Origin of the sequence: Streptomyces sp. CB02959, assembly GCF_002803155.1 — a bacterium.
Taxonomy (GTDB): domain Bacteria; phylum Actinomycetota; class Actinomycetes; order Streptomycetales; family Streptomycetaceae; genus Streptomyces.
The window spans coordinates 412,633-437,939 of the sequence record NZ_NNBP01000009.1 but is presented as its reverse complement, the minus strand read 5'-3'; the positions used below and the strand labels follow the sequence as shown (position 1 = coordinate 437,939).

26 protein-coding genes are annotated in these 25,307 nt (G+C 70.5%); 16 read left to right on the top strand and 10 right to left on the bottom strand.

Going from position 1 to position 25,307, the window contains the following annotated elements:
* Window positions 1-225: 225 nt before the first annotated feature.
* The 3 genes from CG747_RS17740 to CG747_RS17730 form a co-directional block, all read right to left on the bottom strand.
* Window positions 226-1,608 carry a M14 family zinc carboxypeptidase gene (locus tag CG747_RS17740; RefSeq protein ID WP_257980491.1) on the bottom strand — a complete coding sequence of 461 codons (1,383 nt, stop codon included), beginning with the start codon at window positions 1,606-1,608 and terminating at the stop codon, window positions 226-228.
* Between the two features lie 639 nt (window positions 1,609-2,247).
* Window positions 2,248-3,153 carry a hypothetical protein gene (locus CG747_RS17735; protein ID WP_257980490.1) on the bottom strand — a complete coding sequence of 302 codons (906 nt, stop codon included), beginning with the start codon at window positions 3,151-3,153 and terminating at the stop codon, window positions 2,248-2,250.
* A 388-nt stretch (window positions 3,154-3,541) separates the two neighbouring features.
* The gene (locus CG747_RS17730) at window positions 3,542-4,117 is read right to left on the bottom strand and encodes a TetR/AcrR family transcriptional regulator (RefSeq protein ID WP_100602685.1); all 576 of its coding nucleotides are present in this window, start codon (window positions 4,115-4,117) and stop codon (window positions 3,542-3,544) included.
* A 271-nt stretch (window positions 4,118-4,388) separates the two neighbouring features.
* On the opposite strand from CG747_RS17730, the gene CG747_RS17725 reads away from it, so the two are divergent.
* Window positions 4,389-5,021, top strand: coding sequence for a CPBP family intramembrane glutamic endopeptidase (locus tag CG747_RS17725; protein ID WP_219621475.1), 633 nt, complete (start codon window positions 4,389-4,391; stop codon window positions 5,019-5,021).
* A 141-nt stretch (window positions 5,022-5,162) separates the two neighbouring features.
* Here the strand turns inward: CG747_RS17725 and CG747_RS49535 are convergent, their stop codons facing one another.
* The 3 genes from CG747_RS49535 to CG747_RS17715 all read right to left on the bottom strand — a co-directional run bounded on the left by CG747_RS49535 (window position 5,163) and on the right by CG747_RS17715 (window position 7,237).
* A complete protein-coding gene (locus CG747_RS49535) occupies window positions 5,163-5,552 on the bottom strand; it encodes a serine/threonine-protein phosphatase (RefSeq protein ID WP_257980489.1) in 390 nt (129 codons plus the stop codon).
* Window positions 5,456-5,818, bottom strand: coding sequence for a hypothetical protein (locus tag CG747_RS49530; RefSeq protein WP_257980488.1), 363 nt, complete (start codon window positions 5,816-5,818; stop codon window positions 5,456-5,458). The genes CG747_RS49535 and CG747_RS49530 overlap by 97 nt, the downstream gene beginning before the upstream one ends.
* 429 nt (window positions 5,819-6,247) lie before the next feature.
* A complete protein-coding gene (locus CG747_RS17715; RefSeq protein WP_257980487.1) occupies window positions 6,248-7,237 on the bottom strand; it encodes a phosphatidylserine/phosphatidylglycerophosphate/cardiolipin synthase family protein in 990 nt (329 codons plus the stop codon).
* A 515-nt stretch (window positions 7,238-7,752) separates the two neighbouring features.
* Here CG747_RS17715 and CG747_RS17710 point away from each other — a divergent pair.
* Window positions 7,753-7,941, top strand: coding sequence for a hypothetical protein (locus CG747_RS17710; protein ID WP_100602683.1), 189 nt, complete (start codon window positions 7,753-7,755; stop codon window positions 7,939-7,941).
* Window positions 7,942-8,075: 134 nt separating this feature from the next.
* A complete protein-coding gene (locus CG747_RS17705; RefSeq protein ID WP_100602682.1) occupies window positions 8,076-8,852 on the top strand; it encodes a hypothetical protein in 777 nt (258 codons plus the stop codon).
* A 138-nt stretch (window positions 8,853-8,990) separates the two neighbouring features.
* Here the strand turns inward: CG747_RS17705 and CG747_RS17700 are convergent, their stop codons facing one another.
* Window positions 8,991-9,392 (bottom strand): carboxymuconolactone decarboxylase family protein, encoded by a 402-nt coding sequence (locus CG747_RS17700; protein WP_100602681.1) that lies wholly within the window; start codon window positions 9,390-9,392, stop codon window positions 8,991-8,993.
* A gap of 126 nt (window positions 9,393-9,518) precedes the next feature.
* Here CG747_RS17700 and CG747_RS17695 point away from each other — a divergent pair, with 126 nt between their 5' ends.
* The gene (locus CG747_RS17695) at window positions 9,519-10,406 is read left to right on the top strand and encodes a LysR family transcriptional regulator (protein WP_180985584.1); all 888 of its coding nucleotides are present in this window, start codon (window positions 9,519-9,521) and stop codon (window positions 10,404-10,406) included.
* 168 nt (window positions 10,407-10,574) lie between these two features.
* The gene (locus CG747_RS17690; RefSeq protein WP_100602679.1) at window positions 10,575-11,747 is read left to right on the top strand and encodes an FAD-dependent oxidoreductase; all 1,173 of its coding nucleotides are present in this window, start codon (window positions 10,575-10,577) and stop codon (window positions 11,745-11,747) included.
* Between the two features lie 23 nt (window positions 11,748-11,770).
* Here CG747_RS17690 and CG747_RS17685 read toward each other — a convergent pair whose 3' ends face one another.
* A complete protein-coding gene (locus CG747_RS17685; protein WP_100602678.1) occupies window positions 11,771-12,511 on the bottom strand; it encodes an SOS response-associated peptidase in 741 nt (246 codons plus the stop codon).
* A 241-nt stretch (window positions 12,512-12,752) separates the two neighbouring features.
* Between CG747_RS17685 and CG747_RS17680 the strand changes: the two genes are divergently transcribed.
* From CG747_RS17680 to CG747_RS17665, 4 genes are all read left to right on the top strand, one after another.
* On the top strand, window positions 12,753-13,691 hold the full coding sequence (locus CG747_RS17680) for a heavy metal-binding domain-containing protein (protein ID WP_100602677.1): 939 nt from the start codon (window positions 12,753-12,755) through the stop codon (window positions 13,689-13,691).
* 69 nt (window positions 13,692-13,760) lie between these two features.
* Entirely contained in the window at window positions 13,761-14,594 is an 834-nt protein-coding gene (locus CG747_RS17675; RefSeq protein WP_180985583.1) for a heavy metal-binding domain-containing protein, read from the top strand.
* A 47-nt stretch (window positions 14,595-14,641) separates the two neighbouring features.
* Window positions 14,642-15,076: a hypothetical protein gene (locus CG747_RS17670; protein ID WP_100602676.1), complete on the top strand. Its 435-nt coding sequence runs from the start codon at window positions 14,642-14,644 to the stop codon at window positions 15,074-15,076.
* 64 nt (window positions 15,077-15,140) lie between these two features.
* Window positions 15,141-15,740 carry an O-methyltransferase gene (locus tag CG747_RS17665; RefSeq protein WP_100602675.1) on the top strand — a complete coding sequence of 200 codons (600 nt, stop codon included), beginning with the start codon at window positions 15,141-15,143 and terminating at the stop codon, window positions 15,738-15,740.
* A gap of 52 nt (window positions 15,741-15,792) precedes the next feature.
* Here the strand turns inward: CG747_RS17665 and CG747_RS17660 are convergent, their stop codons facing one another.
* On the bottom strand, window positions 15,793-16,203 hold the full coding sequence (locus tag CG747_RS17660; RefSeq protein WP_100602726.1) for a Fur family transcriptional regulator: 411 nt from the start codon (window positions 16,201-16,203) through the stop codon (window positions 15,793-15,795).
* A 598-nt stretch (window positions 16,204-16,801) separates the two neighbouring features.
* On the opposite strand from CG747_RS17660, the gene katG reads away from it, so the two are divergent.
* Entirely contained in the window at window positions 16,802-19,009 is a 2,208-nt protein-coding gene (gene katG / locus CG747_RS17655; protein ID WP_100602674.1) for a catalase/peroxidase HPI, read from the top strand.
* Window positions 19,010-19,168: 159 nt separating this feature from the next.
* On the opposite strand, the gene CG747_RS17650 is transcribed toward katG, so the two are convergent.
* Window positions 19,169-19,612: a MarR family winged helix-turn-helix transcriptional regulator gene (locus CG747_RS17650; RefSeq protein WP_257980486.1), complete on the bottom strand. Its 444-nt coding sequence runs from the start codon at window positions 19,610-19,612 to the stop codon at window positions 19,169-19,171.
* A gap of 159 nt (window positions 19,613-19,771) precedes the next feature.
* On the opposite strand from CG747_RS17650, the gene CG747_RS17645 reads away from it, so the two are divergent.
* From CG747_RS17645 to CG747_RS17620, 6 genes are all read left to right on the top strand, one after another.
* Window positions 19,772-20,809, top strand: a complete 1,038-nt coding sequence (locus CG747_RS17645; protein WP_100602673.1) for an SMP-30/gluconolactonase/LRE family protein — start codon at window positions 19,772-19,774, stop codon at window positions 20,807-20,809.
* Window positions 20,810-21,141: 332 nt separating this feature from the next.
* A complete protein-coding gene (locus CG747_RS17640) occupies window positions 21,142-21,609 on the top strand; it encodes a hypothetical protein (protein WP_100602672.1) in 468 nt (155 codons plus the stop codon).
* A gap of 255 nt (window positions 21,610-21,864) precedes the next feature.
* On the top strand, window positions 21,865-22,242 hold the full coding sequence (locus tag CG747_RS17635; protein WP_100602724.1) for an SH3 domain-containing protein: 378 nt from the start codon (window positions 21,865-21,867) through the stop codon (window positions 22,240-22,242).
* A 171-nt stretch (window positions 22,243-22,413) separates the two neighbouring features.
* On the top strand, window positions 22,414-23,058 hold the full coding sequence (locus tag CG747_RS17630) for a TetR/AcrR family transcriptional regulator (protein WP_100602671.1): 645 nt from the start codon (window positions 22,414-22,416) through the stop codon (window positions 23,056-23,058).
* On the top strand, window positions 23,055-23,771 hold the full coding sequence (locus CG747_RS17625; protein WP_100602670.1) for a VC0807 family protein: 717 nt from the start codon (window positions 23,055-23,057) through the stop codon (window positions 23,769-23,771). The genes CG747_RS17630 and CG747_RS17625 overlap by 4 nt, the downstream gene beginning before the upstream one ends.
* Before the next feature lie 8 nt (window positions 23,772-23,779).
* Window positions 23,780-25,288, top strand: a complete 1,509-nt coding sequence (locus tag CG747_RS17620) for an FAD-dependent monooxygenase (protein WP_100602669.1) — start codon at window positions 23,780-23,782, stop codon at window positions 25,286-25,288.
* The last annotated feature ends 19 nt before the right edge of the window (window positions 25,289-25,307 follow it).

Genomic DNA, 25,307 nt, shown 5'->3' with positions numbered 1-25,307 from the left:
GGAAGCAGCACCGCGCAGTGGCCAGCAGGTACGACAAACGCGACTACATCTTCAACGGCACCCTCACCGTCGCAGCGATCGTCATCTGGCTCCGCGACACCGTCCAAGAGCCATCAGAAACGGCCTAGCGCTTGCTGAAAGGGAGATGGGGTGTGGCCCGGTAGGGGCGCGCACGCACGGCAATCAGCGCCGGTGACTGTGCGCGCCCCGAACCGGTACGAGACTTCAGTGATCCCGGGCGGACGTCCGGTACGGCGCCGCGGCCTGCTTGGCGGCGTAGATGAGCGCGGGCTTCATCTTCGGCCAGAAGTAGCTGTCCTGGCACGAGAACGCCGGGGTGAATCCGGAGCAGTTGCGGCCGTCGCTGTCGCCTATCTCGATGGTGAGGCTGGCCAGCCCCAACTTGTCGTACGTCCAGTCGTCGCTGCCGCCGGACGCGTCGTAGAGGATCTCGCCGGCCTGCCCGGACTGGTAGCCGGTGAGCTTGCCGAGCTGTCCGGCGAGGCCGCGCAGCGCGGCGTCGTTGCCGGTGTGGATGGTGTGGTCGGCCTCCCAGGGGAGCAGGACCATGCTCGCGTCGCTGTGCAGGCTGATCATCAGGCCCTTGGCGGTGGCCGGCGCCGGGTCGGTGTCGCCGGTACCCGTGCGCACCGCCGGATACAGCTTGCGGAACAGGCCCTCCAACGCGGTGTTCTCCGGTTCGGAGTCCGCGGCGGGGCCGAGGTAGATCTCGCTGCACGGCTCGGTGGAGGTGCCCGCGCCGCCGAAGTGGGTGCCCGCGTTGCGGTTGAGGTCCACGCCGGTCTGGCCGTCCGCACCGCAACTGCCCTGGGAGTCGTCGGCGTTCTTGCGCTGGAGGATGGGGTTGTCGCCGCCCTGGGCGACGATGTCGACGCCGTCCGGGTTGGTGATCGGGACGACCCACATCTCGGTGGAGTCCATCAGCGCGGTGATGTCGGAGTTCTTGCCGTACTCGCTGGTCAGGGTGTCGATCCAACGCCAGGAGACCTCGCCCGTGGTCAGCTCCCGCGCGTGGATCTGACTCATCAGGAAGAACCGCGGCTTGGTGGAGTTGGGGTCGAGCCGGCAGTCGTCCTGCTTCATCTTGGTGATGCAGATGGCCTTGAGGTCGCGACCGCCGCGCCCCTTCTGCTTGAGCCAGGACTGCCCGTAGGTGACGACCTTGGCCATGTCCGGGTGCTGGCTTGCGACTTGGTCGAGGTGGGCGTAGTGCGCGTCAACGGTGTGGTAGCCGCCGTCGTAGGTGTCGTCGATGCCGCCGGTCGCACGGGCCGCGTGCGATTGGTGGGGAAGCGGCTTCTGCATCCTCTCCACCGCTGTGGGGGAGAAGCCGAGCCGGCGCAGCCCGGTCGCCGTCGACGGGTCGCCCATGACGAACAGGTCGTCGCCCTGGCGCCGCTCGATCAGGTCGTATCCGGCGGAGATCAGTTTCTGCGCGTCCCGCTGGTCGTGGGTGGGGACACGGTAGACGACCACGGTGTGCCGGCCGGATGCGTCGGCTTTCTGCGGCGCGCGGGCGAGGGCTGACGGGGACATCGGGGACAGCGCGGTGAGCGCCAGGACCATCGCGGCCGCAGCCGTGGTCACGAGGGCTTTCCGGGGCATTGCATGGCCTTCCGTGGGGGGTGGGGGCATCGGCGTGCGGACGGGGCGCGGCCTTCGCGCACGCCTCGCCCGCGGCGGCCCCCGCACTGCCGCGCCATGCGGCACTCCGGGCGCCTCGGCTGATGCCATTGGGCCAATCGGAGGCATGATGCCCTGATCGCGCCCTGCGGAGAAGGGGGCTTCCCGGACATCCTCAATGCTGAAGTCATCCGTTCGGTACGGGAGTTCGGTGCCGTCCGGTCGGGGCCGGTGCGTGGTCGGCCACCCCTTCCGTCACCACACCTCATGGGGACCCATGTCGTTCTCGGGGCCGGGCCGATGGCGGTGGTGCCCCACAACGGACCCGGACGCCTGGCTGCCAAGGAGATGCCCGCTGAGCGGCTCACCGTACGAGGAGTGCGCGGCCCGAACCCCGACGAGGAGTATGTACCGACGGATTGGTACGTCGCCGACCTGAAGGAGCAGGCCCGCAGTCAGCGGCCCCTTCGGCGCTGCTTGTCGAACCGACGCAGCACCCGTACCAGACGCCCCACTCCGGCCGTCGCTCCGAGCCGGAGTGGACACGGGCCATTGCGGGGGCAGCCCGAGGGGGTGCCGCAACGCACGCGGTCGGCACCGGACTCACCCCCGTTTGACACGGCCCCTGACAGCGAGTGCGGCGAGGCCGAGGAGGAGCGGCTCGCTGAACCGGGCGGCCATTTCCGTGTACGTTCCCCAGACGGTCAGATTCTGGCCGCTGGAGCGGAAGACCACCGAGTTGAGGACCACGCGCAGCGACTTGTCCAGGCGGTCCGCGGTGAACCGATCGCCGAAGGACAGCGTCAACTCCGGCTCCTTGGTGTCCACATCGAGCGAGATGCGGCTGCCGACCGGTGGTACGAATCCGGTCGCTGTCTGGTGCGGTGAGGCATTGGGAAGTCCGAGCCCCATCATGAGGACGACGGTGGCCGCGGCCGTCGCGCCGAACCACGCGAGCGATCGGGACGCCCGCATTCCGTAGCCGGAGAACGCCCAGTAGAGATGCAGCAGTAACCGCTCTCCCCGGGAGAGAACGGCGCTGTGGCGGCGCATCTCCATCTCCCCGTAATAGAAGTCCGCCGCGCCCGGCTCGTCCTTGGCGTCCTCGAAGGATTTGCGTAGTTGGCGGTAGAGGGACGTGAGGGTGGCCAGCCCGGGAGCCTCGCCGGGTGCTTCGCCCCGCTCGGTCCAGTCACGGCGGGCGGCGTACGGGCGGGACGGGAGTGAGCGCCAGGACCGCTCCTCCGCGAGCACCATCCGACGGGACCACCAGTGGGGGATGCCCAACCGCCAGTGGACTCCGGTGGGCGGGGCGCCGAACCGCCAGACACCCTCCCGGCGGATCTGGTCGAGATGGTGGGCTCCGGCGAACCGGCAACGGCTCAAGTCGACATCGGAGAGCAGGAGTTGGGCGGCGTCGACGCCCGCCAGGGAGACGACCCGCGCCGGAGAACGTGCCGTACGAGAAATTGGCCTGGCGGAGGAAGCGGGCGCCGGTGAAGTCGGCACCCTGCGGGAAGTGCGCGCACATGCACTCCAACGTCCCGAACGCGGGCCTCCCGTCCGTGGGTTCGCGGACCGCGTCCAGGATCTCGGACAGCAGGTCGGCTGTGACGACCACCCCGCGCAGGTCGAGATCCGCTTCCGGTCCGAGGTCGGCGAGATGCTCGGCGCGCTCGGCCTCGGCCAGGTGGCCCAGGCAAACGTCGTGGCCGTCGACGCGGATGCCACGGCATCCCAACGGGTCGGCGGCATCCGCCTCCGCACCGCAGTAGGGCCAGTTCGGCGGGTCTTGAGACTGAGTCGCGCCACTCATGACGCGATCCTGCCACGCAGGGGAGTCGGCCGAGGAGTAGTTCGAGCGCACCGCCGCCCGCCGCCGAGCCGGGACTTGAACCTACGTGACGACGCGCTCGGCGAACCAGCGGAGGGCTTCCCTCGCCGCCGTGAGGTCGAAGCGCTCGGGGCCGATCAGGAGGTTCAGATGGAGCCCGTCGATCAGTGCGAGAGCGCGGGACGCGTGCGTGTCGACGTCGTCGGGCACCACATGCCCCTGGTCGGCGAGCGTCCTGAGCCACCGCTGGAGCACCTGCGCGGACGAGCGGTGCCCGCTCTCCAGCATCCCGCGTACCGCCGGGAGGGGCTCCGGGCCCAGGGCGAGCCGGTACAGCTCGAACCAGCCGCCCAGCGCCGCCTCTTGGTGCTCGGACGGGGGGAGGAACTGCAGGAGGCAGTCGTACAACCGCTGAGCCGGTTCGCGTGTGTCGTCCGCGATGGCCAGGTCGTCGAGAGGCCCGCTGACGACCGCGGCCGCGACGGCCTGGTGCAGATCGGTCTGGGACGGGAAGTAGTGGCGCAACGTCGTCGGCCCGATGCCTGCCGCGTTCGCGACCGCCCGCACGCTCAGGGCGCCGATGCCCTCGGTCTTCGCCAGCCGCAGGGCCGCTTCGATGATCTCATCCCGTCTCGCCATGTGCGCATGGTAGTACGCCGTACTAGGTACGCCGTACCGGCATGGTGTACTGGTACGGTGTGCCGGTACAGCGTACTAGTCGGCGGAGAGGGGTCGCGGGCACTGACCCCACCACCCGCGCCCGTACCTCCCACTGGTCACCGCCTCACCATGAACGGGAAGCAGCATGTCGAACGATCGCCCAAGTCCTGCCCCCGCGGCGGCGTCTCCGGTCGCACCCCCGGCGCGCGTTGCGCCTCGGCCGGGCTGGCCCGAGATCGCCGTCGCGGCGGTGTCGTACGTCGTACTCGTCGCCGGGGGGATCGCGGTGCTCGACGCGATACCGGACGAGCAGGCCGCCGCCCGCGGGATCGTGGGCTACGCCGTGTCCGCGCTGGCCGGTATCGGTGCGTTCGGGATCGCCGCCCTCGTCCGCGTCCGGGACCTGAGGGCGTTCGGGCTGCGACCGGTGGCCTGGAAGTGGCTCCTGCTCGGGGCCGGACTCGGCGCCGCCGCATTCCTCCTGAACATCGTGGTGGCGATCGCCTATGCCCGCCTCACCGGCGATACCGGCAACCCCCAAGGTGACTACCGTGCCGCCGCCGGCGGGGGAGCGCTCTCGTTCGCCCTCACGCTCCTCTCCGGCGCGATCGCCACCCCGATCGGGGAAGAGCTCGCCTTCCGCGGCGTACTGGCCAACGCTCTCGGGCGCTACGGCCCCTGGGTCGGCGTCATCGGAAGTTCCACGGTGTTCGCCCTCGCGCACGGCATGAACGTCATCCTGCCCGTCGCTTTCGTGGTGGGTGCCACCTCCGCACTCCTGCTGCGCCGGACCGGATCGGTGTGGCCCGGCGTCTGCGTCCACGCGGTCAACAACGGAATGAGCGTGCTCGTACCCGCACTCCTGGCGCTCTCCGCCCCCTGAACGACCGATGCCGGCAGTCCTGACCGAACCTCACCCACCAAGCAAGTTGCGGCCGCTGACGGCACCCGCCCGGCTCGACCGCCGCAGTCACCGCCGCTCGGAGCGGCCCTCGTCGGGATACGACGCCTCACCGTTCACCGTTCACCGTTCACCAGGCACGAGCCCGTGGGTCCCGCCCCGCGGCGCGGCCGGTGTTCGGGTGACCGCGAGCAGTGCCAGGTCGTCGGTGATGCGGTCGGCGGTGTGCCGGTTCACCTTGGTGAGGAGGGTGTCGAGCAGCGCATCCGGTTCGGCGAACTCGACCCCGGCCAGCCCGGCCGCGGGGTCGTAGAAGTCCCCGGCGCGGTTCCGCGCCTCGTTCAAGCCGTCGGTGTACAGCAGAAGGGTGGCCCCGGAAGGAAACGGCACCGTGTCGGTCCGGTCCTGGTCGGTGCTCAGCTCCGCCAGTCCCAGGGGCAGGGCCGGCTCGGACGGTTCCGCGCTGCGCAGGCCAGTGCCGAGACGGTCACGACCGCCGCCAGCTCGCTCCACCCACCGGAGTCCTCCAGCAAGCCGAAGTGCGTGAGCAGCGCGATATCGGTGACGCAGGCTCCGATGCCCGCGAGGATGGTCGCACGCAGTGACAGCAGCGCGGCGGCCGTCATCGGCGCGGCCGTATAGAAGGCTTCCGCACTGACATGCGGAGGGGTGAAGTAGTCGACGAGGGCGCCACCGACGAGCAGGACGACGGGGAGCAGCTGGAGGTGGCGCAGACACCAGCGTCCGACGGTGGCGCGCCACGCGCCCGACGTTCTCACGTCCCCGCTCCCGCTCTGTCGCGCTCAGCCACACCTCAAGCATCCTCGGGCCGGATGGTGGCTGCCAGTCGTGGAACGACCGTGTGGGTACGTGCGACATCACCGTGTGGGTACGTGCGGTAGCGGGCGAGGGGGAGGGGGAGTGAGGGGGAGGCGGCTGGTCCCTCCGGTCCGCGGTCACCTTGCGGCTCCGGTCGTTCGGATCGGCGGGGCGCGGCCTGCGGTTGTCGGCTCTCGGGCGACCCCGTCGCGATCAACACGTGCGGCCCGGTCGCCCTGACCGCTGCGGACGGTGGCGCGCCCCCCTTCACTGCCGTGCCCCCTTCACCGCCGCCGCGCCCCCATCACCGTTGCGCCCCCTTCACTGCCGCGCCCCTTCACCGTGGCTCTCGTCCGGCGTCAGGCGGTGCTGCGTCGGACGGTGCCGTGTCAGGCGTTGCGGGAGCTCTTGTGGAAGTCGGCATTGAATGCCTTTTCGATTCCGTTGATGACCGCGGAATCGCTGACGATGAGGCCGAGTTCGCGGTTGTGGTTGAGTGAGTTGTCGGAGAAGTTCTCCGAGCCGGCGAACACCTTCGCGGCCGACGTGCCGTAGTCGGCGACGATCGCCTTGGCGTGGATGTAGAAGCCCGTGGAGCTTGTGTAGGTGGTCACCTTTCCGCCCGCAGCGGTGACTTTCTTCAGCTGCTTGCTGTACTTCGAGGACTGGTTCTCCGCGACGACGCGTACGGTGACGCCGCGCTTGGCGTCCGCGACGACCGCATTCACCAGCGCGGTGTCGCCGAACTCCTCCTGCTGGATATCGAGGCTGTGTTGCGCCCCCTTGACCAGGGCCAGCAGATGGCTTTGCGAGTCGGTGGGCGACCAGACCAGGTCGGTGCCGTCGGACGGTGTGACGGAGGTCTTCGCGTAATCGGCGGCGAAGACCTTCTCGATTGCCGTGACATCGGCTTTGTCGGAGTCGAAGACGCCGTAGTCACGCGAGGTCGCATAGTATTTCGTGTCGAAGTTGCCGGTGCTGATGTACGACGTGGCGCCGTCGACGGTGATGGTCTTCTGGTGCGTGTACACGTACGCCGAGGAGGAGTACGTCACCCCGGCACCGGCCGCGGACAACGCCTTGTAGGCGGTGCCGTCGATGGCGGAGTGCTGGGAGTCGAAGACCACGCGGACCTTCACGCCCGCCTTCTGCTTCTTCACCAGGGCGTTGACGAGGGTGGTGTCACGCAGTTCGTAGATCGTCACGTCGACCGACTTCTTCGCGGAATTGACGAAGTCGTAGATCGCGCCTTCCTTCTGATCCGGAAGCACCACCAGGGAGAAGGCGCTTTTGGCGTGGGCGGTGGTGGGAACGAGGGCACCTACCGCGGCCAAAACGCCTGCGGTCAGGGTGGGTACGAGACGGCGGGTGGGGCTCACCGGGACTCTCCTGACGTAGTGGGGGAAATGCGCAACGCGCGTAGCGCACCCCAGTAAGACACAGCCCCGAAGCTCACTGAAGCCCAGTTGAGTGAACAGAAGGGCAGCGTTGTGCAAAGCCCCACTCCACTCGAATAGGAATCAACTCACACAAAAATCCGGGTAGTTAAAGATCGATTCACGCCGGTGATAGTGCTTGGCGTGGGCGTCGGGAGTACCCCCAATCCGGGAGCGATTGCCGCATGCCCTCCGCCGTACCTCTGCGCACCTCGCCGTTCCCCGCCGTTCCCCGCCGCGCCCCGCCGGGCCCGGACCGACCCGAGCACCGCGAGCCGAAGCCGCCGGGAGGGCGCCCGTCCTCCCGGAGTCTCCCCGGCCGCGCTTCACCGAGACTTCATCGGCATTTCAGCGCTCCCCACGAGGCTCGGGAAACCACATGCCGACAACCAGTCGCGCACCCGCGTCCTCGACGCGTATCCATAGGTGCGCGCACGTAGCGAATGAACGGGGCCCTGATGGACGATCTGTTGCACAAGCTGGTTTCCGGGGCTCTCACCGCCGGGCTGATCGCCCTGGTGGGTGCTCTGAGCATGGCCGCGCGCAGGCGGCGCGCCGCCCGAGAAGAGGCCGCCGCGCAGGCGCCGGTCCCCCCGCAGCCGAACGCCGCGGCGCCGGACCCGACGCGTGGACGAGAGTCGCGATGAGCTGACCGCATCGCGCCACGCTCCCACCGGAGTCGTTGCATGCCTGTCACGACCTTGATGTCGAAACGTCGAGGCGGACGCGCTCGCCGTCGCTAGTTTGGGCCTGCTACGGGTCCTCAAGGAAAGGTGTGTTCATGGCCAAGCTGATGGTCCTGCTCATCGGCATTGCCGTGATCTTCTCGGTGATCGCCTTCAAGGGCGGCAATCCGTTCGTGGGCGTCCTGTTCGTCCTGGTGGCGGCCGCCCCCGTCGTCTACTTCGGTTACTTCGTGGCGAGTCGGGGCAGGGCCGGCGGCGCGCCCGACCAGCACCTGCGGCCGCAACAGCGCAGGCAGCGGACGCTGCTCCTGAGGGCGACCGCGGCCGTCATGGTGCTGGCCGTCGGCTACGGCGTCTACTGGGTGATGTTCCAGCCGAAGGCCAGCGACAAGGCGCTCAGTCGCGTCTCCGACTTCGAGACCGGCTGCGGTGACGGCATCGCCCGCAAGTACTTCCCGCAGGCGGCCGACCGCACCGGTGCGGGGCCGCACCCGATCGTGATGTTCACCATCAGCGAGTCCGGCTCCCCTCGGCAGGTCTTCCCGACCTCCGGCGCGGCGGACTACTGGAGCGGGAACACCCTCGCCCCGACCCGGGTCCAGCTCATCGCCTGCCTGGACTCTCCCGACGAGGGCGAGTTCCTGACCGACTGCAAGTTCACCACGGACAGCATCAAGCTGTACCGCGGCGTGTACGACGTCACCGTGTACGAGGCCAGGACGGGCAAGAAGGTCGGCAGCGAGCAGCTGCTCGGCTCCGGGAAGCCCAACTGCCCGGGGATGGTCTACCTCAAGAAGGGCACCGACAGGCTCCACACCGAACCGGAATTCGCCGACTACCAGGCCGTGTTGCGCAAGTACGTGGAGAGCTGACCCGATCGACGCGGAGCGGAGTGCCGTGGAGCGGAGTGCCGTGGGCGCCCGCCCGACGGCACTCTCCGCGTCCGGGTGGTCGCTCCGGATCCGGGAGGTCGCTCCGCATCCAGGCGGTCGACGCCGTCGCCGGGACGGTCAGCCGAGGTTGGTGAGGGGGAGCAGGCCGCGCTCGCCGAAGACCTTCTTGGCGACGAGCGTGGCGTTGATCGCCCGCGGCATGCCGCAGTAGACGGCGGAGTGCAGCAGGGCCTCGGAGATCTCGGTGGTGGTCAGGCCGACGTTGAGTGCCGCGTTGATGTGCACGTCGAGCTCGATCTCGCAGCCCCCGAGGGCGGTGAGCACGCCCAGGGTGACCAACTGCCGCTCGCGCGGGGCGAGTTCGGGTCGGGCGTACATGTCCCCGAAGGCCCACGCCACCACCTGGTGGCCCAGTTCCGGCGAAGTGTCCGCGAGGGAGTCGACGATGCGCTGTCCCGCCTCGCCGTCGACCTGCTCCAGCACCTTCATGCCGTACTCGTAGCGCTCTTCGCGGTTCATGGCTGCTCCTCGGGATCGGGTGGTCGCTCCGGTCGGCCGGTGCGATGTCTCCAGCCTGGCCTGAAAGCCGCCCGGATCTGCCCCATGGGCATCACTGGCTATACTTCCCATGCCTGGGAGGTATGGATGGAACTAAGGCTGCTCGGCTATGTGGTCGCGATCGCGGAAGAGGGCAGCATCAGCGCCGCGGCCCGGCGGCTGCATCTGACCCAGCCCACACTCAGTCGCCAACTGCGCGAGATGGAACGGCAGTTGGGCGTCAGGCTGTTCATCAGAGAGGGACGCGGGCTGGCGCCGACGCAGGCCGGACAGGTCCTGGTGCGGCGTGCGGTCACTGTGCTCGCCGAGGCGGAAGCCGCGCTGAACGATGTGCGGCTGGCCGCGCAGGGCATGACCGGGCGGCTGACCGTGACCTTCGCCGGTTCGGGCATCAACGGACCGCTCGGTGGCGCGCTGAGCCGGGTACGGCGTGAACTTCCCCGGGTGGACCTCCAACTGGAGGAGAGTTTCAACGACGCCGAGATGTCGACCGGTGTACTGGAGGGGCGTTTCGACCTCGCGGTCCAGCGCCTCCCCATGCGCGATGCCCGGCTGTCCACCCAGGTCTGGTGGCGTGAACCGCTCACCCTCTTCCTCCCCGCCGGCCATCCGCTGGCCTACCCCTCCGAACCCGCCCCGCTCGCGGCACTGGGCCAGATCCCGCTGGTCATCTGGCCGCGGGAGGTGTCACCCCGGTCCTACGACGAGATCATCGCGCTCTGCCACGGCGCCGGTATCGTGCCGCGGATCAGCGCGGAGGGACGCAGCGTGCAGACGCTCCTGGCCCTGGTCGCGGCCAAGTTCGGCGCCGCGGTGCTCGCCGACTCGCACCGTGCGCTGCGCCGCGTCGGCGTGACCCCCCGGCCACTGGCCGACACCTCGACCACCCTGCACCTGGTCTGGCGGGCCGACGACACCAACCCGCTAGTCGAACGGCTCCGCGGCGTCCTCACCGACGCACGGGGCAGCGTCTGACACGTAGCCGCCCAGCCGGCACGGCATCCATGAGGACATCCCGTTCCGCAGGCCGGCGCCATCCGGCCGAGGCCCCTCACCGCCCGACCACGGCCCGTCGTCGACCGGCCGAGGTCCATCATTGATCTGAACGCCCGAGGGAATCTGCGCAGAAGAGCGGAGTGGAACGTGACACGCATACTGGTCATTGGCGGCGGGATCGCCGGTACGGCGACCGCGATGGCCCTGCACAAGGCAGGGTTCGACGTCACCGTGCACGAGGCGCACCCCGACACGGCCGAGGACATCGGGGCGTTCCTGACCCTGGCGAGCAACGGAATGCGCGCCTTGGCGCAGCTCGACGCGTCGGCCGCGGTCACCGCGATCGGCTTCCCGCTGCACTCGATGCGGGTCCTCGACGCCCAGGGCGGCGAGGCGGCCCACGTGCCGCTGGGCGAGGCCGACGACGTACTGCTGCGGTACCGGTGCCTGCGCCGTGGCGAGTTGAACGCCGCGCTGCAGGCCGAGGCGGTCCGCCGGGGCATCGCGTTCACGCACGGCACACGGCTGGTGTCCGTCGACGACGGCCCGGATCAGGTGACCGCGCGCTTCGCCGACGGCAGCGTCGAGACCGGCGACCTGCTCATCGGCGCGGACGGCCTGAACTCGACCATCCGGCGATCGATCGCCCCCGGCACCGAGCCCGGATACGCGGGACAGTGCGTCTTCTACGGCTACACGCGCACCGCCCCGGTGCCGGAGGACACGGGCCACATCACCATGGTGCGGGGCAGCACCGCCGCCTTCGGCTACGCCGTCTCGCCGGACCGGGAGACCTACTGGTTCGCCCGCGTCTCCGGCCGGGTCATCTCCGCCGACGAACTCGCACACCCCACGCCCGCCCGCTGGCGCGAGCAACTCGTCGAGCTGCTGAGCAAGGACACCACCCCCGCCGCGAGCATCGTCGCGGCCTCCACCGACGACATCCTGGCCACCAACGCCACCGAACTACCGCCCGGTGCCCCCTGGCGCTCCGGACGGACGCTGATCGTCGGTGACGCCGCACACGCGGCCTCACCGGCGACCGGCCAAGGCGCCTCGATGGCGTTGGAGGATGCCGTCGTCCTCGCCAAGTCCCTGCGGGACACGCCCGATCCGGAGAGCGCGTTCGCCCTCTACGAGGCGCACCGCCGCCCCCGCGTGGAACACAACACCACCGTCAGCGGACAGATCTCCCGCGGCACCCGCACCCCGCCGCGCACCGGCCGGGGAGCAGCCCCCCAGCGCCCCGGTGACGACACACTCGTCACTCAGCTGGCATGGGACGTCGATATGCGCACGGTGTCCGGCAGCACGGACTGAGGGTGCGCCGGCGGGGCCGTCGGTCAGCCCGGGGGGAGGGCCGGGTCGAGCAGATGAGGGCCGTTGTTGCGGACGTTGTTGACCGCGGTGCCGACGGCCCGGGTGTCGAGGTTCCCGTCGGCGGGAGTGGCCAGCAGAGCCCGGAGTTCGTCGCTGTCGTGGTGTGCGGGGTCCAGCCACGCGTCGTAGTGGTGCGGGGCGATGGCCAGGGGCATGCGGGGGTGGATGCGGCCGGCGGCGTCGGTGGCCTCGGTTGTGATGATGGTGCAGGTCGTCCACCACGCCGCCGGGTCGTCGTCGGACGCCACGCCGGGGTCGCGCCAGAACTCGTACAGGCCCGCCAGAGCCATCACCTGCCCGTCCTCGGGGCTGATGAAGTACGGCTGCTTCTGGGGCTTCGCCCCTTCGGGGGCCGGGACGGCCTGCCACTCGTAGAAGCCGTCCGCCGGCAGCACGCAGCGGCGCTTGGCGAACGCGCGGCGGTAGGCGGGCTTCTCGTGCACCGTCTCCACCCGCGCATTGATCATCTTCGCGCCGACGCTCAGGCTCTTCGCCCAGGACGGCACCAGCCCCCACCGCAGCGCCCGCAACTGCCGCTCCACGGCCCCCGTATCGCGATCCAGACGCTCCAGCACCGTCCACACCGCGTCGGTCGGCGCCACGTTCCAGCTCGGAGCGACGATGTCCGCCGGATCCCACTGGGTGATGTGGAAGAGGCCCGCCAGGTCCTGTGGGTTGCGGGTGGCAACGAATCGACCGCACATGGCCATACCTTGCCATGCACAAGGTGCGCGGCGCGGGCGACTCTTCGGCCGCGGGGCAACCGGGGACGGTGACCGCCGTGGACTTCGTACGGGGGCGGCGGACGCCCGGAGCCCGGCCCGCCCTTGGCGCGCGGCGGCCCCGGAGGAGTTCTTCCCTCCCCCGTCCCGTGCTGTCGGACCCGAGTCCTAGACTCGAATTGCCAGGGCTCGTCCGCGGGGGAACGGAGTGGGGTGGGTGTCCATGAGCGGGGAGTGGATTGCGGGAGGGCTGCCGCCGGTGGCGGCGGCACGCACGGCCGAGGCGCGGCGGCGGGGCACCTGGTCCTCGGCACTGTCGACGGGCGAGTTCGCCGCGATCAGATCCGTGGGCTTCGAACCGGTCGGGCAGGTCCTGGGCACGGCCGTGTACCACGTGGCGGGCAGCGGGATCTCCCGGCGCTACTACGACTGCGGCTACCGGTCCGCCGGATGGTCCGGGCGCGGCTCGGCGCCCGCACCGGTCGCCGTATCCGGACAGGGCGCCGCCTCCAAACCCCTGGTCGATGTGCTGCTGGCGGCCCGGCATGCGGCGCTCTCGCGGATGACGGCGGAGTGCACCGCGCTGGGCGGCGACGGCGTGGTCGCCGCCGACCTGACCATGGCGCCGTTCCCGTCCGCTCCCAACTGCTTCGAATTCCAGGTGATAGGCACCGCCGTACGGGCACAGGGGGAGGTCCGGCCGACGCGTCCGTTCACCACGCATCTGGACGGTCAGGGCTTCGCCAAGCTGATCGCCGCCGGCTGGGTGCCGGTCGAGCTCCTGGTGGGGCTCGCCATCGGCACCCGCCACGACGACTGGACCACGCGGCGGCAGAACTGGTTCGGGGCCGGCAATCAGGAGGTCACCGGCTGGAGCGAGCTGGTCGCGGCGACCCGCCATGACGCCCGCCAACGGATCGGCGAGCAGGCCTGGCACACCGGAGCGGACGGCGTGGTGCTGGGCGACAGCCGCCTGCGGATATGGCAGGAGGGCTGTGTCCGCGCACGCAGCCGCAACAACGACTCCGACCAGAAGGACCACGTCGCCGAGGCCACCTTGGTCGGCACCGCGGTCGCCGGGTTCACCGTGCGCCAGGAGCCGCCGCGCACGCTGACCATGATGTCGCTGGATCCCGACCGGCGCCGTGCGCGCTCCACCTGACATACCGCCGCAGGCAGCCCGGCACCGCCCGTCCGTCATCACCAGGCACTTTCACGAGGGGAACCGCTCATGACCGCCACTGACCCGACAGCCCAGGGTGTACCGGCCGACGCGATGCGGCGGTTGGCCGAACTCCAACCGGGCAGGCCGGGGTCGCTCTTCACCAGTGACCTGTCGGTCAACGAGTTCCTGCTCGTGCGCGAGGCCGGGTTCCGCCCGCTCGGCCTCGTACTGGGCAGCTCCATCTACCACGTGGGCATCCAGCTGGGCCGCTGGGGGAAGAACCAAGAGCTCACCACGTTGAGCCAGGCCATGTACCACGCCCGGGAGTTGGCCATGACGCGGATGGAGGCCGAGGCGGCGCAGCTCGGTGCGGATGGCATCGTGGGCGTGCGGCTCTCGGTCGAGGCGCGGGAGTTCGGCAGCGACATCGCCGAGTTCATCGCCATCGGCACCGCGGTCAAGGCCGACGAGCCCGCGCCCGGTGGCAACGGCAGCTGGCGCAACGTCAAGGGTGCGCCGTTCACCTCGGACCTGAGCGGCCAGGACTTCTGGACCCTGGTCCGCGCCGGGTACGCCCCGCTGGGCATGGTGATGGGCACCTGCGTCTACCACATCGCGCACCAGAAGCTCGGTTCGATGTTCTCCAACATCGGCAAGAACGTGGAGATCGAACCGTTCACACAGGCCCTGTACGACGCGCGGGAGCTGGCCATGGAGCGGATGCAGCGGGAGGCCGAGGAACTGCACGCGGAGGGCATCGTCGGCGTCCAGCTCAACTCGCACAACCACCGCTGGGGCGGGCACACCACGGAGTTCTTCGCCATCGGCACGGCCGTGCGGCCGCTGCGCGACGATCACGTCATCGAGCGTCCGACGATGGTGCTGAGCCTGGACGGCTGAAGCACGCCCCCGACGCCCCAGGACCGAAACGAAAGGCCGCCGCGCTGATGTCCTCCCACCACCCCGTGCCGTCCGAGCCCGGCGGCGATCCCGCCTCCGTCGAACTCCTCGCCGCCGCACTGCGCCGGGACGCCGCCGTTCTTGAGCTGTACGCCCAGGTGCTCACCGGGACCCTGGCGGACGCGCTGCCACCGGGATCGGTGGCGGTGGAGCGCAAGCGCGGCATGGCCGACCGGCTGGCCGGACGGGAAGGCAGGGTGGCCCGGCTGGAGGTCTCGCTGGGCGAGCAGCGGCTGGTGCTCGACCTCTCCGGCGGCCGCCCGAGCGGCGAAGTCTGCAAGGAGGTGCGGGGCGTGGTCCTCTCCCGGCGCCCGGTTCCCCTGGATGAGTGGGTGCGGGAGCTGGCGGAGGCCATCGCCGCCCGAGCCGGGTCCGACGCCCGGGCCCGGGCAGCACTGGAGAGGCTGGTTTTGGGCGACTGACCCCACCCGGCACTACGGAGGCCGGAGGCGGCATCCCGAGCCGGGAGACCGGCGGCAGGCCGCCATGGATCCCGACGAGGTGCTCCAGGACCTGGCCGCCACGACGCGGGAGGCCACCGGGAACGCGTCCACGATGCAGGTCTCCCACGACGAGGGGGCGCTGCTGACGATGCTGACCCGCCTGGTGAACGCCCGGTTCGCCGTGGAGGTCGGCACCTTCACCGGCTACTCGGCCCTCTGTATCGCACGGGGCCTGGCCGCCGACGGCCGTCTGCTCACCTGCGACGTCAGCGACGAGTGGACCGCGCTCGGCCGCCCGGCCTGGGAACGGGCCGGCCTGGCCGACCGGATCGAGTTGAAGCTCGGCCCGGCCGTCGACACCCTGCGGGCCCTGCCGGAGGAGCCGGTCGTCGACATCGCCTTCATCGACGCGGACAAGGTCAACTACCCCGTCTACTACGAGGAGATCATCCAGCGGATGCGACCGGGCGGCCTGGTCGTGCTGGACAACGTCTTCCTCGGCGGTCGCGTCTTCGACCCCGCGTACCAGCAGGAACACCATGTCGCGATGCGCCGCCTGAACGACCTGATCGCCGGCGACGAGCGAGTGGAGTCGGTGATGCTGCCGGTGCGGGACGGGGTGACGCTGGCGCGCAGGCGGTGAAGGACCACCGGCGCGCCGGTGGGCGGCGCACGCGTGCCGGGCGGGCCCCGACTCAGGTGCAGTCGGGGCACAGGCCCCGGTAGGTCACCTCAACGCCGGAGACGGTGAAGCCGAACCGCTCGGCGGCGGGCAGATCGGCCAGCGGGTCCCCGCCGGGCCGGACGTCGCGAATCGCGCCGCAGCGCGAGCACACCAAGTGGTGGTGCGGCCGGTGTGCGTTCGGGTCGTAGCGTTTGGCGCGGCCGTCGGTGGTCACCTCGATGACCTCGCCGAGCGACACGAGCTCACCGAGGGTGTTGTAGACGGTCGCCCGGGCGATCTCCGGCAGTCGGGCGGCGGCGCGGGCGAGGACCTCGTCCGCGGTGAGGTGGACGTGCTCGCCGTCGAGAACCTCGGCGACGACCCGGCGTTGGGCGGTCATCCGCCAGCCGCGTCCGCGAAGCCGTTCCAGCAGGTCACTCATGGTCACCAGCCTCACAATGCAACGTCTGGCGAAAGAATTCGTACGGATCTGGTCGCCATATTGACTTGGATCCGGTCCATCGTAGGATCGGTTCCGGCGACAGCCAAGGGACGAGACAATCGCAGGGAAAAGCACGTGACGGTTCACCAGAGGCGTCCGCTCACCACCGAATCCTGTTGCGCCGGTCGCGGACAGTCACCGCAGCGAACAGGCGGTCGTCGGCGGCCCGAGCGCATCGTCCACGCGTGGGGTGCCGGCGCCTGGACGGTGGTCACCTCGGCGTCGAGGCGCTCGCCTCCGGGCTATGCCGTCACGTGGGCCAGAACTACCGTTGAATCGTGCACGGGTCCGCGGCACGCTCACCGCGGCCGGACCCGTCCGCCGTATCGGTCCTGCCGACAGCGAACCGGCCGCGACGGCGTCGATCGCGCGATCGACACGGCCCGGTCCGGCCGCGTCTGACGACAACGGCCTCCCGGTCGATGAGACCGTCGACGAGACCAAGGTCGTCCAATGGGGCCCACGCCCCGACTGTTCCCGACTGTCCACTGCCGGCGGTTGCTGAGCACGGTGATCCGCCTCATCCGGAAGGGTTCCCATGTCTGAGATCCAAGACGCACAGGCCGTAGAGGCCACGACGGAGGGCTGTCCGGTCGCCCACGGGCGGGCCGCGCACCCGACGCAGGGCGGCGGAAACCGTCAGTGGTGGCCGGAGCGGCTCAACCTGAAGATCCTCGCCAAGAACCCGGCCGTGGCCAACCCCCTCGGCGAGGAGTTCGACTACGCCCAGGCGTTCAAGAGTCTGGACCTCCCGGCCGTGAAGCGGGACATCGCCGAGGTGCTGACGACGTCGCAGGACTGGTGGCCCGCCGACTTCGGCACCTACGCCCCGCTCATGATCCGGATGGCCTGGCACAGCGCCGGTACGTACCGCATCAGCGACGGCCGCGGTGGCGCCGGCGCCGGTCAGCAGCGGTTCGCGCCGCTCAACAGCTGGCCGGACAACGCCAGCCTCGACAAGGCCCGCCGTCTGCTGTGGCCGGTCAAGAAGAAGTACGGCAAGAGCATCTCGTGGGCCGACCTGATGATCCTCACCGGCAACGTCGCACTGGAGTCGATGGGCTTCCGGACCTTCGGCTTCGCCGGCGGCCGCCCGGACGCGTGGGAGCCGGAGGAGGACGTCTACTGGGGCCCCGAGCAGACTTGGCTCGGCGACGAGCGCTACACCGGTGACCGGGAGCTGGAGAACCCGCTCGGCGCGGTCCAGATGGGCCTCATCTACGTCAACCCCGAGGGGCCCAACGGCAACCCGGACCCGATCGCCGCGGCCCGCGACATCCGGGAGACGTTCCGCCGCATGGCGATGAACGACGAGGAGACCGTCGCCCTGATCGCGGGCGGCCACACCTTCGGCAAGACCCACGGCGCCGGCCCGGCGGACAACGTCGGCCCGGACCCCGAGGACGCGCCGATGGAGCAGATGGGCCTCGGCTGGCAGAGCTCGTACGGCACCGGAGCGGGCGGCGACGCGATCACCAGCGGTCTGGAGGTCACCTGGACCAGCACCCCGACCCAGTGGGGCAACGGGTTCTTCACGAACCTCTTCGAGTACGAATACGAGCTGACCCAGAGCCCGGCCGGCGCCAACCAGTGGGTGGCGAAGGACGCCGAGGCGATCATCCCCGACGCGCACGACGCGTCGAAGAAGCGCCTCCCGACGATGCTCACCACCGACCTGTCGCTGCGCTTCGACCCCATCTACGAGCCGATCGCGCGGCGCTTCTACGAGAACCCGGAGGAGTTCGCGGACGCCTTCGCCCGTGCCTGGTACAAGCTGACGCACCGCGACATGGGCCCGGTCGTCCGCTACCTCGGCCCGGAGGTCCCCTCCGAGGTGCTGCTGTGGCAGGACCCGCTGCCGAAGCGCACCGGTGAGCTGATCGACGCCGCGGACATCGCCTCCCTCAAGGAGCAGGTCCTCGGCTCCGGCCTCACGGTCTCCCAGCTGGTCTCGACCGCCTGGGCCTCGGCCTCCTCCTTCCGCGGCAGCGACAAGCGCGGTGGTGCCAACGGCGCCCGTGTCCGCCTGGAGCCGCAGCGCAACTGGGAGGTCAACGGCCCGGACGAGCTGGCGCAGGTGCTGCGCACGCTGGAAGGCGTCCAGGGTTCCTTCAACTCCGCGGGCGGCAAGCAGGTCTCGCTGGCCGACCTGATCGTGCTCGCGGGCGGCGCGGCCGTCGAGAAGGCGGCCAAGGACGGCGGTTTCGACGTCGAGGTGCCGTTCACGCCGGGCCGCGTGGACGCCGTCCAGGACCAGACGGACGTCGAGTCGTTCGACGCGCTGGAGCCGGCCGCGGACGGCTTCCGCAACTACGTCGGCAAGGGCAACCGCCTGCCGGCCGAGTACCTGCTGCTCGACAAGGCGAACCTGCTGACGCTGAGCGCCCCCGAGATGACCGTCCTCGTCGGCGGCCTGCGCGTCCTGGGCGCCAACCACGGGCAGTCCAAGCACGGTGTCCTCACCGACAACCCGGGCACGCTGACCAACGACTTCTTCGCCAACCTGCTCGACCTGGGTACGACGTGGAAGTCGACGTCCTCGGCGCAGGACGCGTTCGAGGGCCGTGACGCGAGCGGTGCGGTCAAGTGGACCGGTACCCGTGCCGACCTGGTCTTCGGTTCGAACTCCGAGCTGCGTGCCGTCGCGGAGGTCTACGCGAGCGACGACGCGAAGGAGAAGTTCGTGCACGACTTCGTCGCGGCGTGGGACAAGGTGATGAACCTCGACCGGTTCGACCTCGCCTGATCACCGGGGCGCGTCCAGGCCGGTCGATGCCGACCGGCCTGGACGTCGCCGGTTCGGGGGGCGTAGGTCGGGGGTGCCCCGTTCGTCCACGACCCTGTTCCGGCGGAGAGTCGAGGCCCGAGGCTGCCTGGTCGCGGTCGGCCGTCCCCGGGCGTCGTCTCAGGCGGGCCGTACGGAATCGAGCAGGGCGGCGCACCGGCCGAGCAGGCCGACCAGTGCCGCCCTTTCCTCGTCGGTGAACTCGGCGGCCAGTGCCCGCTCCACCCGCACCGCCCGCGCGTCCGCGTTCTCCATGACGGCGCGGCCCTCGTCGGTGAGCCGGATCTCCAGGATGTTCCTGTGCCATTCGTGCGGAGTGCGCTCGATGAGGCCGCGCTCCTGGAGGTTCTTCAGCACCGTGTTCATCGTGGGCGGTGTCACTCCGCACGCCCGCGCCAGAGCCGCGGCCGAGATGCCGGGGCGCTCGGAGCTGTGCAGCAGGGCCGCGTACTGCGGGACCGTCAGGCCGGCCGGCTTCAGCGCCGCGTTCTTGGCGCCGTTCAGGGCCTGCTCGGCGCGCTTGATGGAGGAACCGAGGCGCTCGGACACGGGCATGGACGTCATCCCCGCATCGTAACGGCCATATAGCAGGTACGGCCTCGTCCGGCAATGAGTATCCAAAGTTAGTGCCTTGACGATCGTTAGAGTTCTAACTTAACTTCGTGCTCATTCGATTGCCTGGGGGTACGCCCACAGGCGCCGTGAACGGGGAGGCAACCACCCATGTCCCAAGCGAGCACCCGCCGCGCTCTCGCTGCGGCCGCGCTGGCCCTGACGGCCGCCGTCGTGCCGCCGACCGCCACCGCGAGCGCCCGGCCCGCGGACACCGCGCCGTCCGCGGGCACCGCCGCCCGGCACGAGCCCCGCGCCCGGGTCCGTGCCGCGTACGACCTGCCCGGCGACCGCGTCTATCCGGAAGGCATCGCCGCCGACCCGCGCACCGGTGATCTCTACGTCGGCTCGTACACCACCGGCGCCGTGTACAAGGCGACGCCCGGGCACCACGCCGCCCGGATCTTCCTGCCGTCCGGCACCGACGGGCGCACCACCGCGAACGGTCTGAAGGTCGACCGGGCCGGCCGCCTCTGGGTCATCGACTCGACCGCCGGTGTCGCCGTCTACGACCTGCGCGACCGCAGGCTCGTCGCCCGCTTCGACGTGACGGGAAGCGCCAGGTCGTTCGTCAACGACCTGGCGATCACCCCGGACGGCAGCGCCTATCTGACCGACAGCTACCGGGGCGTCCTCTACCGCGTCACCCCCGGGCAGTTGGCACGGGCTGCCGCGCACGGTGGACGTGCCGAACTGACCGCGGCCTACGACCTGAGCCGGGTACTCCACCCGGTCCCGGCCGGCACCGTCACACTCAACGGCATCGTGGCCGACCCATCCGGGCGCTACCTGCTCACCGTCGACATGACCGCGGGCACCCTCTACCGCGTCGACCTGGCGTCCGGCGCGGTACGCCAGGTCGCCCTGCACGGCGGAGACGCGTTGCACGGCGACGGTCTCGACATGCGCGGCAACACCCTCTGGGTCGCCCACAACGCGACCGACACCATCAGCCGGTGGAAGGTCGGCGACGACGGCCGGTCCGCCCGTAGGGAGCGCGCCCTCACCGACCGGGCGCTGCAGATCCCCACCACGCTCGTCCACAGCGGCGGCCGCATGTTCGTCGTCCGCTCCCAGTTCGACAAGGGCGGCCCGATGGGCAAGGGGACGCCGCAGCCGTTCACGGTGGCCGAGGTGGACGGCATCTGAAGCGGGACTGGCGGACCGTCCGCGCAAGCGGGCCGATGAGGCGCGGGCGCCCCGGCCGGGATCCGGCCGGGGTGCCTGTGTGCCGGCCATCCGAACCGATCCAGTCGACAGCCGCCACTGGTCGACGGCGGTCCCTGACGACGGGACGCTGTGACCTGCCTCCCGCAACTGGCCGCGCCGGACGGCCATTTGCCCTGCCGATGGCGAGGCCGGTCGAGGCTCTTGATGAGCGCGCGAGCTTGGTATGGACACGCCAAAAATCATGAAGGTCTGCCTTGTTCTCTTCAGGGGTGCGTGCCTCAATGGGCATCCCCTCACAAAGGCGGACTCCCATGAGACGCAGCAAGCTCGGCATCGGCTCGTTACTCGGCGTCGGCATAGCACTCGCGGGCACCCTCGCGATGGCGCCGGCGTCGGTCGCGGTGACACCGGACACCGCAACCCTCTCGTTCGACTGCGGTAGTTACGGCTCCGGTACGGCCACGCTCACCGCCACCCAGAGCGGTACGGACGCGACTATCAGCGTGTCCACGTCGGCGATCACTTCGCCCATCGACCTCGGGGCGAACTCGGTCACGTCGAAGCTCACGCTGACCAAGAACGGTTCGGACACCACGGTGTTCAGCGGCAGCTCCAACCCGGCGATCCCGGCCGGCGGCGCGGTCACCACCGGGCCGCTCACCGGCACCGTCGCCCCGGGTGACCAACTGGCAGGCTCGTCACTCCAGGTGGTGGTGCTGGGCATCACCGCGACCTGCAACGCCACGTCGCCGCAGTCCCCGGGACCGTTCGTGTTCTGACGGCGGGATGTGACGGCAGAGTCCCAAGGCAAGAGGGGTCGGCGGCCAGCGGCCGCCGACCCCGGGCGTCACCGCGGGCCTCCGCAGGGGCGGGGGTGGTCGCATGGTGTGCCGTGTGGCGTGACTGGCGAAGGTCATTTGTTCGCTGTGTCCGTCGTGGTGATGAATTCGGCGGATGATTCTGGTCTGCGTGGTCTGTTTCGGGAAGTCTGAATTTCGCACCGAACAGCCATATCTGTGATCGGGAGGAAGGTCATGAAGTACCTGTCTCAGATCCGCCGGGGCGCCGCCGTTCTGGCCAGTGCGGGGCTCCTCTGTGGCGTCCTCGGCAGCGGGACGGCCGTCGCCGCAGGGCCGACTTCGGCCACCGAGGCCAGTCACGGCTTCTACAAGGGCCGCGTTGTCGCCAGGGTCGGGGCGCCGGTGCGCACTGGCCCGTCGACCCGCTTCAGGGTAGTGGGCGAGCTGCGCCGCGGCGGGGTCGTCGCCGTTGCCTGCAAGGTGGACGGCCAGCGCGTACGGGGCAATTCGCGCTGGTACAAGCTCCGTGACGGCCGCTACACGTGGTCGCGGAACATCGCCAACATCGGTCCGATTCCCCGCTGGTGCCACCGGCACCACCATCACCGCTGAACTTCCTGACGTGCGCCCCCGGCCGTATCCGACGGCCGGGGGCGCACGCGCGTCTCGGCTGCGCTTCCGCTCCCGCCTTCGTGGTCCGTAGTGGGCGGAGGTCGCAACGCCGCTCCTCGGTCGCGCCCCCACTTCTTGCTCGGGTGAGCAAAAAACGCTACCGTCTTGCTCATGCAAGCAAGAGATAGTTCGGATAAGCAAAAGGCGGTACGCAGGACCAAGCCCTCCTTCACGGAGACCGGCCGTCGCGCCCAGATCGTCGCCGCGGCGATCGACGTGATCGCCGAAGTCGGCTACCACCGGGCCTCGTTCGCGAAGATCGCGAAGCACGCCGGGCTGAGCAGCACGGGGATGATCTCCTACCACTTCGACGGGCGGGACGACCTGATGAGCGAGGTCGTCACCGAGGTGCTGCGGCTCGCGGAGGGGTACATCCGCCCCCGCATCGAGGCCCACGAGAAGTACGCGGGCCGCCTGCGCGCCTCCATCGAGGGCAACCTCGACCTGTTCGCCGAGTACCCGAACCACCTCGCGGCGATCACCGAGATCCTCTCCAACCTCCGCGGCAGCGACCCCGGCATGGTCGCCTTCCTCCACACGACGGAGACCAACCTCGCCGTCCAGGTGGAGCAGATCCGCAAGGCGCAGCGCGCGGGCGAGTTCTGCGACTTCGACCCGTGGGTGATGATGCGGGCGATCCGCGCCGCCATCGACGACGTGGTGCGCCGCGCCACCCACGATCCCGAACTCGACGTGCGGGCCGCCGGCCGCGAGCTGGCCGATCTCTTCGACCGCGCCACCAGAAGCACGCCATGACCACAGCAGACACGGGGGAACACACCATGGCAACGCACCAGGCACCACAGACCGACACGGACGACGAGGCCGCCGCGGCGCCCGCCCGACGCCGCACGGCGGCGCTGCGCCGCCGGCTCGTCGCGCAGCTGCTCTTCGAACTCGTCCTCCCGCTCGGCTCCTACTACGGACTGCGCGCGGCCGGCGCCGGCCAGTGGCTCTCGATGACCGTCGGCGGCCTGCTGTTGCTGCCGTGGATCGCGTACGGCATCGTGCGGCAGCGGCGCGTGGAGGCGATGGCGGTGTTCACGCTGAGCCTGGTGGTGGTCGGGACGCTGCTGTCCCTGGTCACCGGCAGCCCGCGGGTGCTGATGATCCGGGACAGCTGGCTGACCGCCGCGATCGGACTGTGGGTGCTCGGCACCCTGCTCACCCGGCGTCCGTTCATCATGACGGCCTCGCGCGGCATCGTCATCGCCAAGGTCGGCGAGGCCGGACTGGTCGAATGGGAGGCGCGGTGGGACGCGGAGCCGACGTTCCGTCACCACCTCCGGCTGGTCACGGCGGTGTGGGGCGCGGTCTTCCTGCTCGACGCGGTGCTGCGGGTGGTGCTGGCCTACACGATCCCGGTGGACTCCTTCCCGCTCACCAGCACCGTGCTCTGGCTGGTGATGCTCGGCGGGCTGCTCGGGTGGCACAACTGGTACATCACCCGGCACGGCATGAAGCTGTAGGGGGAGCCGTGGACACCGAATTCGAGGTAGTGATCGCGGGAGCGGGCCCGACCGGCCTGCTGCTCGCCAACGAGCTGGGCCTGGCCGGGGTGCGGGTGGCCGTCGTGGAGCGGCTGCCCCACCGGACCGGCCAGTCCAAAGCGCTCAACCTGCAACCGCGCACCGCCGAGTTGCTCGACTGCCGAGGCTGGCTGGAGCCGGTACGGGACCGGTCGCTGACCCTGCTCCCCGCCGGCCACTTCGCCGGGCTGCCGCTCGACTACGGTGCGCTGGACACCGCGTTCCCGCACCAGGTGGGCATCCCGCAGGCCCGGGTCGAGGAGTTCCTGGAGGACCACCTCGCCGAGTACGGCGTCCCGGTACTCCGGGGCCGGGAGCTGACGTCGTTCCGGCAGGACGGGCACGGCGTGACCGCCACCCTCGTCGGGACCGATGGCACCGAGCGCACCGTCCGGGCCGGATACCTGGTGGGCGCGGACGGCGGACGCAGCGCGGTGCGCCGCATCCTGAGCATGCCCTTCCCCGGCCGGGACGGTCGGATCGGCATGGCCGTCGCCGACATCGAACTCGCCGCCGCGGAACCCGAATCCGACGACCCCGGTGAGTCCTGGCGCCTCCCGGACCTCACCCCGAACCCCGAGGGGTTGGCCTTCCTGCTCCCGCTCGGCGGCGGCGTACACCGACTCGTCCTCGGCGGTCCCGAGCAGCAGGGCGTCGACCGCGACGCCCCGGTCACCGCGGACGAGGTGCGCGCGGCGCTGGCCCGCTGCCCCGGTCCGCCGCGCGAACTGCGCGCGGTCCGCTGGGCGTCCCGCTTCACCGACGCCTCCCGGCAGGCCGAGCGGTACGCCGACGGCCGGGTGCTGCTGGCCGGTGACGCCGCGCACATCCACGCGCCCGCCGGCGGACAGGGCCTCAACCTCGGCATGCAGGACGCGTTCAACCTGGGCTGGAAGCTGGCCGCCGTGGTCCGCGGGTGGGCCCCGGACGGGCTGCTGGCCACCTATCACGCCGAGCGCCACCCGGTCGGCGCCCGAGTGCTGGCCAACACCCGCGCCCAGACGGTGCTGACACTCCCCGACCCGGACGCCGTGGTGGTGCGCGACCTGCTCGCCGACCTGCTCGCCACGCCGGAGGCCAACCGCCGCGTCGCCGCCATGATCGCCGGCACGGATATCCGCTACCCGATGCCCGGAGCGCCGGAGCATCCGCTGCTGGGGGTGCGGGCGCCCGGCGTCCGGCTGCCGTCCGGCCGCGGAACCCTGCTGGCCACCGCCGCGTCAGCGGCCGCCAACGCGACGGCGGGCTGGGCGGATCGGGTCGACCATCTCGATCCTCTCGACCATCGCGATCGTCTCGACGGTCTCGGTCACGGACCTGTGACCGACGGCGGCGAGGCGTTGCTGGTCCGCCCGGACGGGCATGTCTGCTGGGTCGGCCCGGATGACGACGCGGACGGTCTGCGCGCCGCGCTCGCCCGCTGGTTCGGCATGCCCGGAACCTCGAACCGGCCCTGAGACCGCCGTCCGGGTCGGC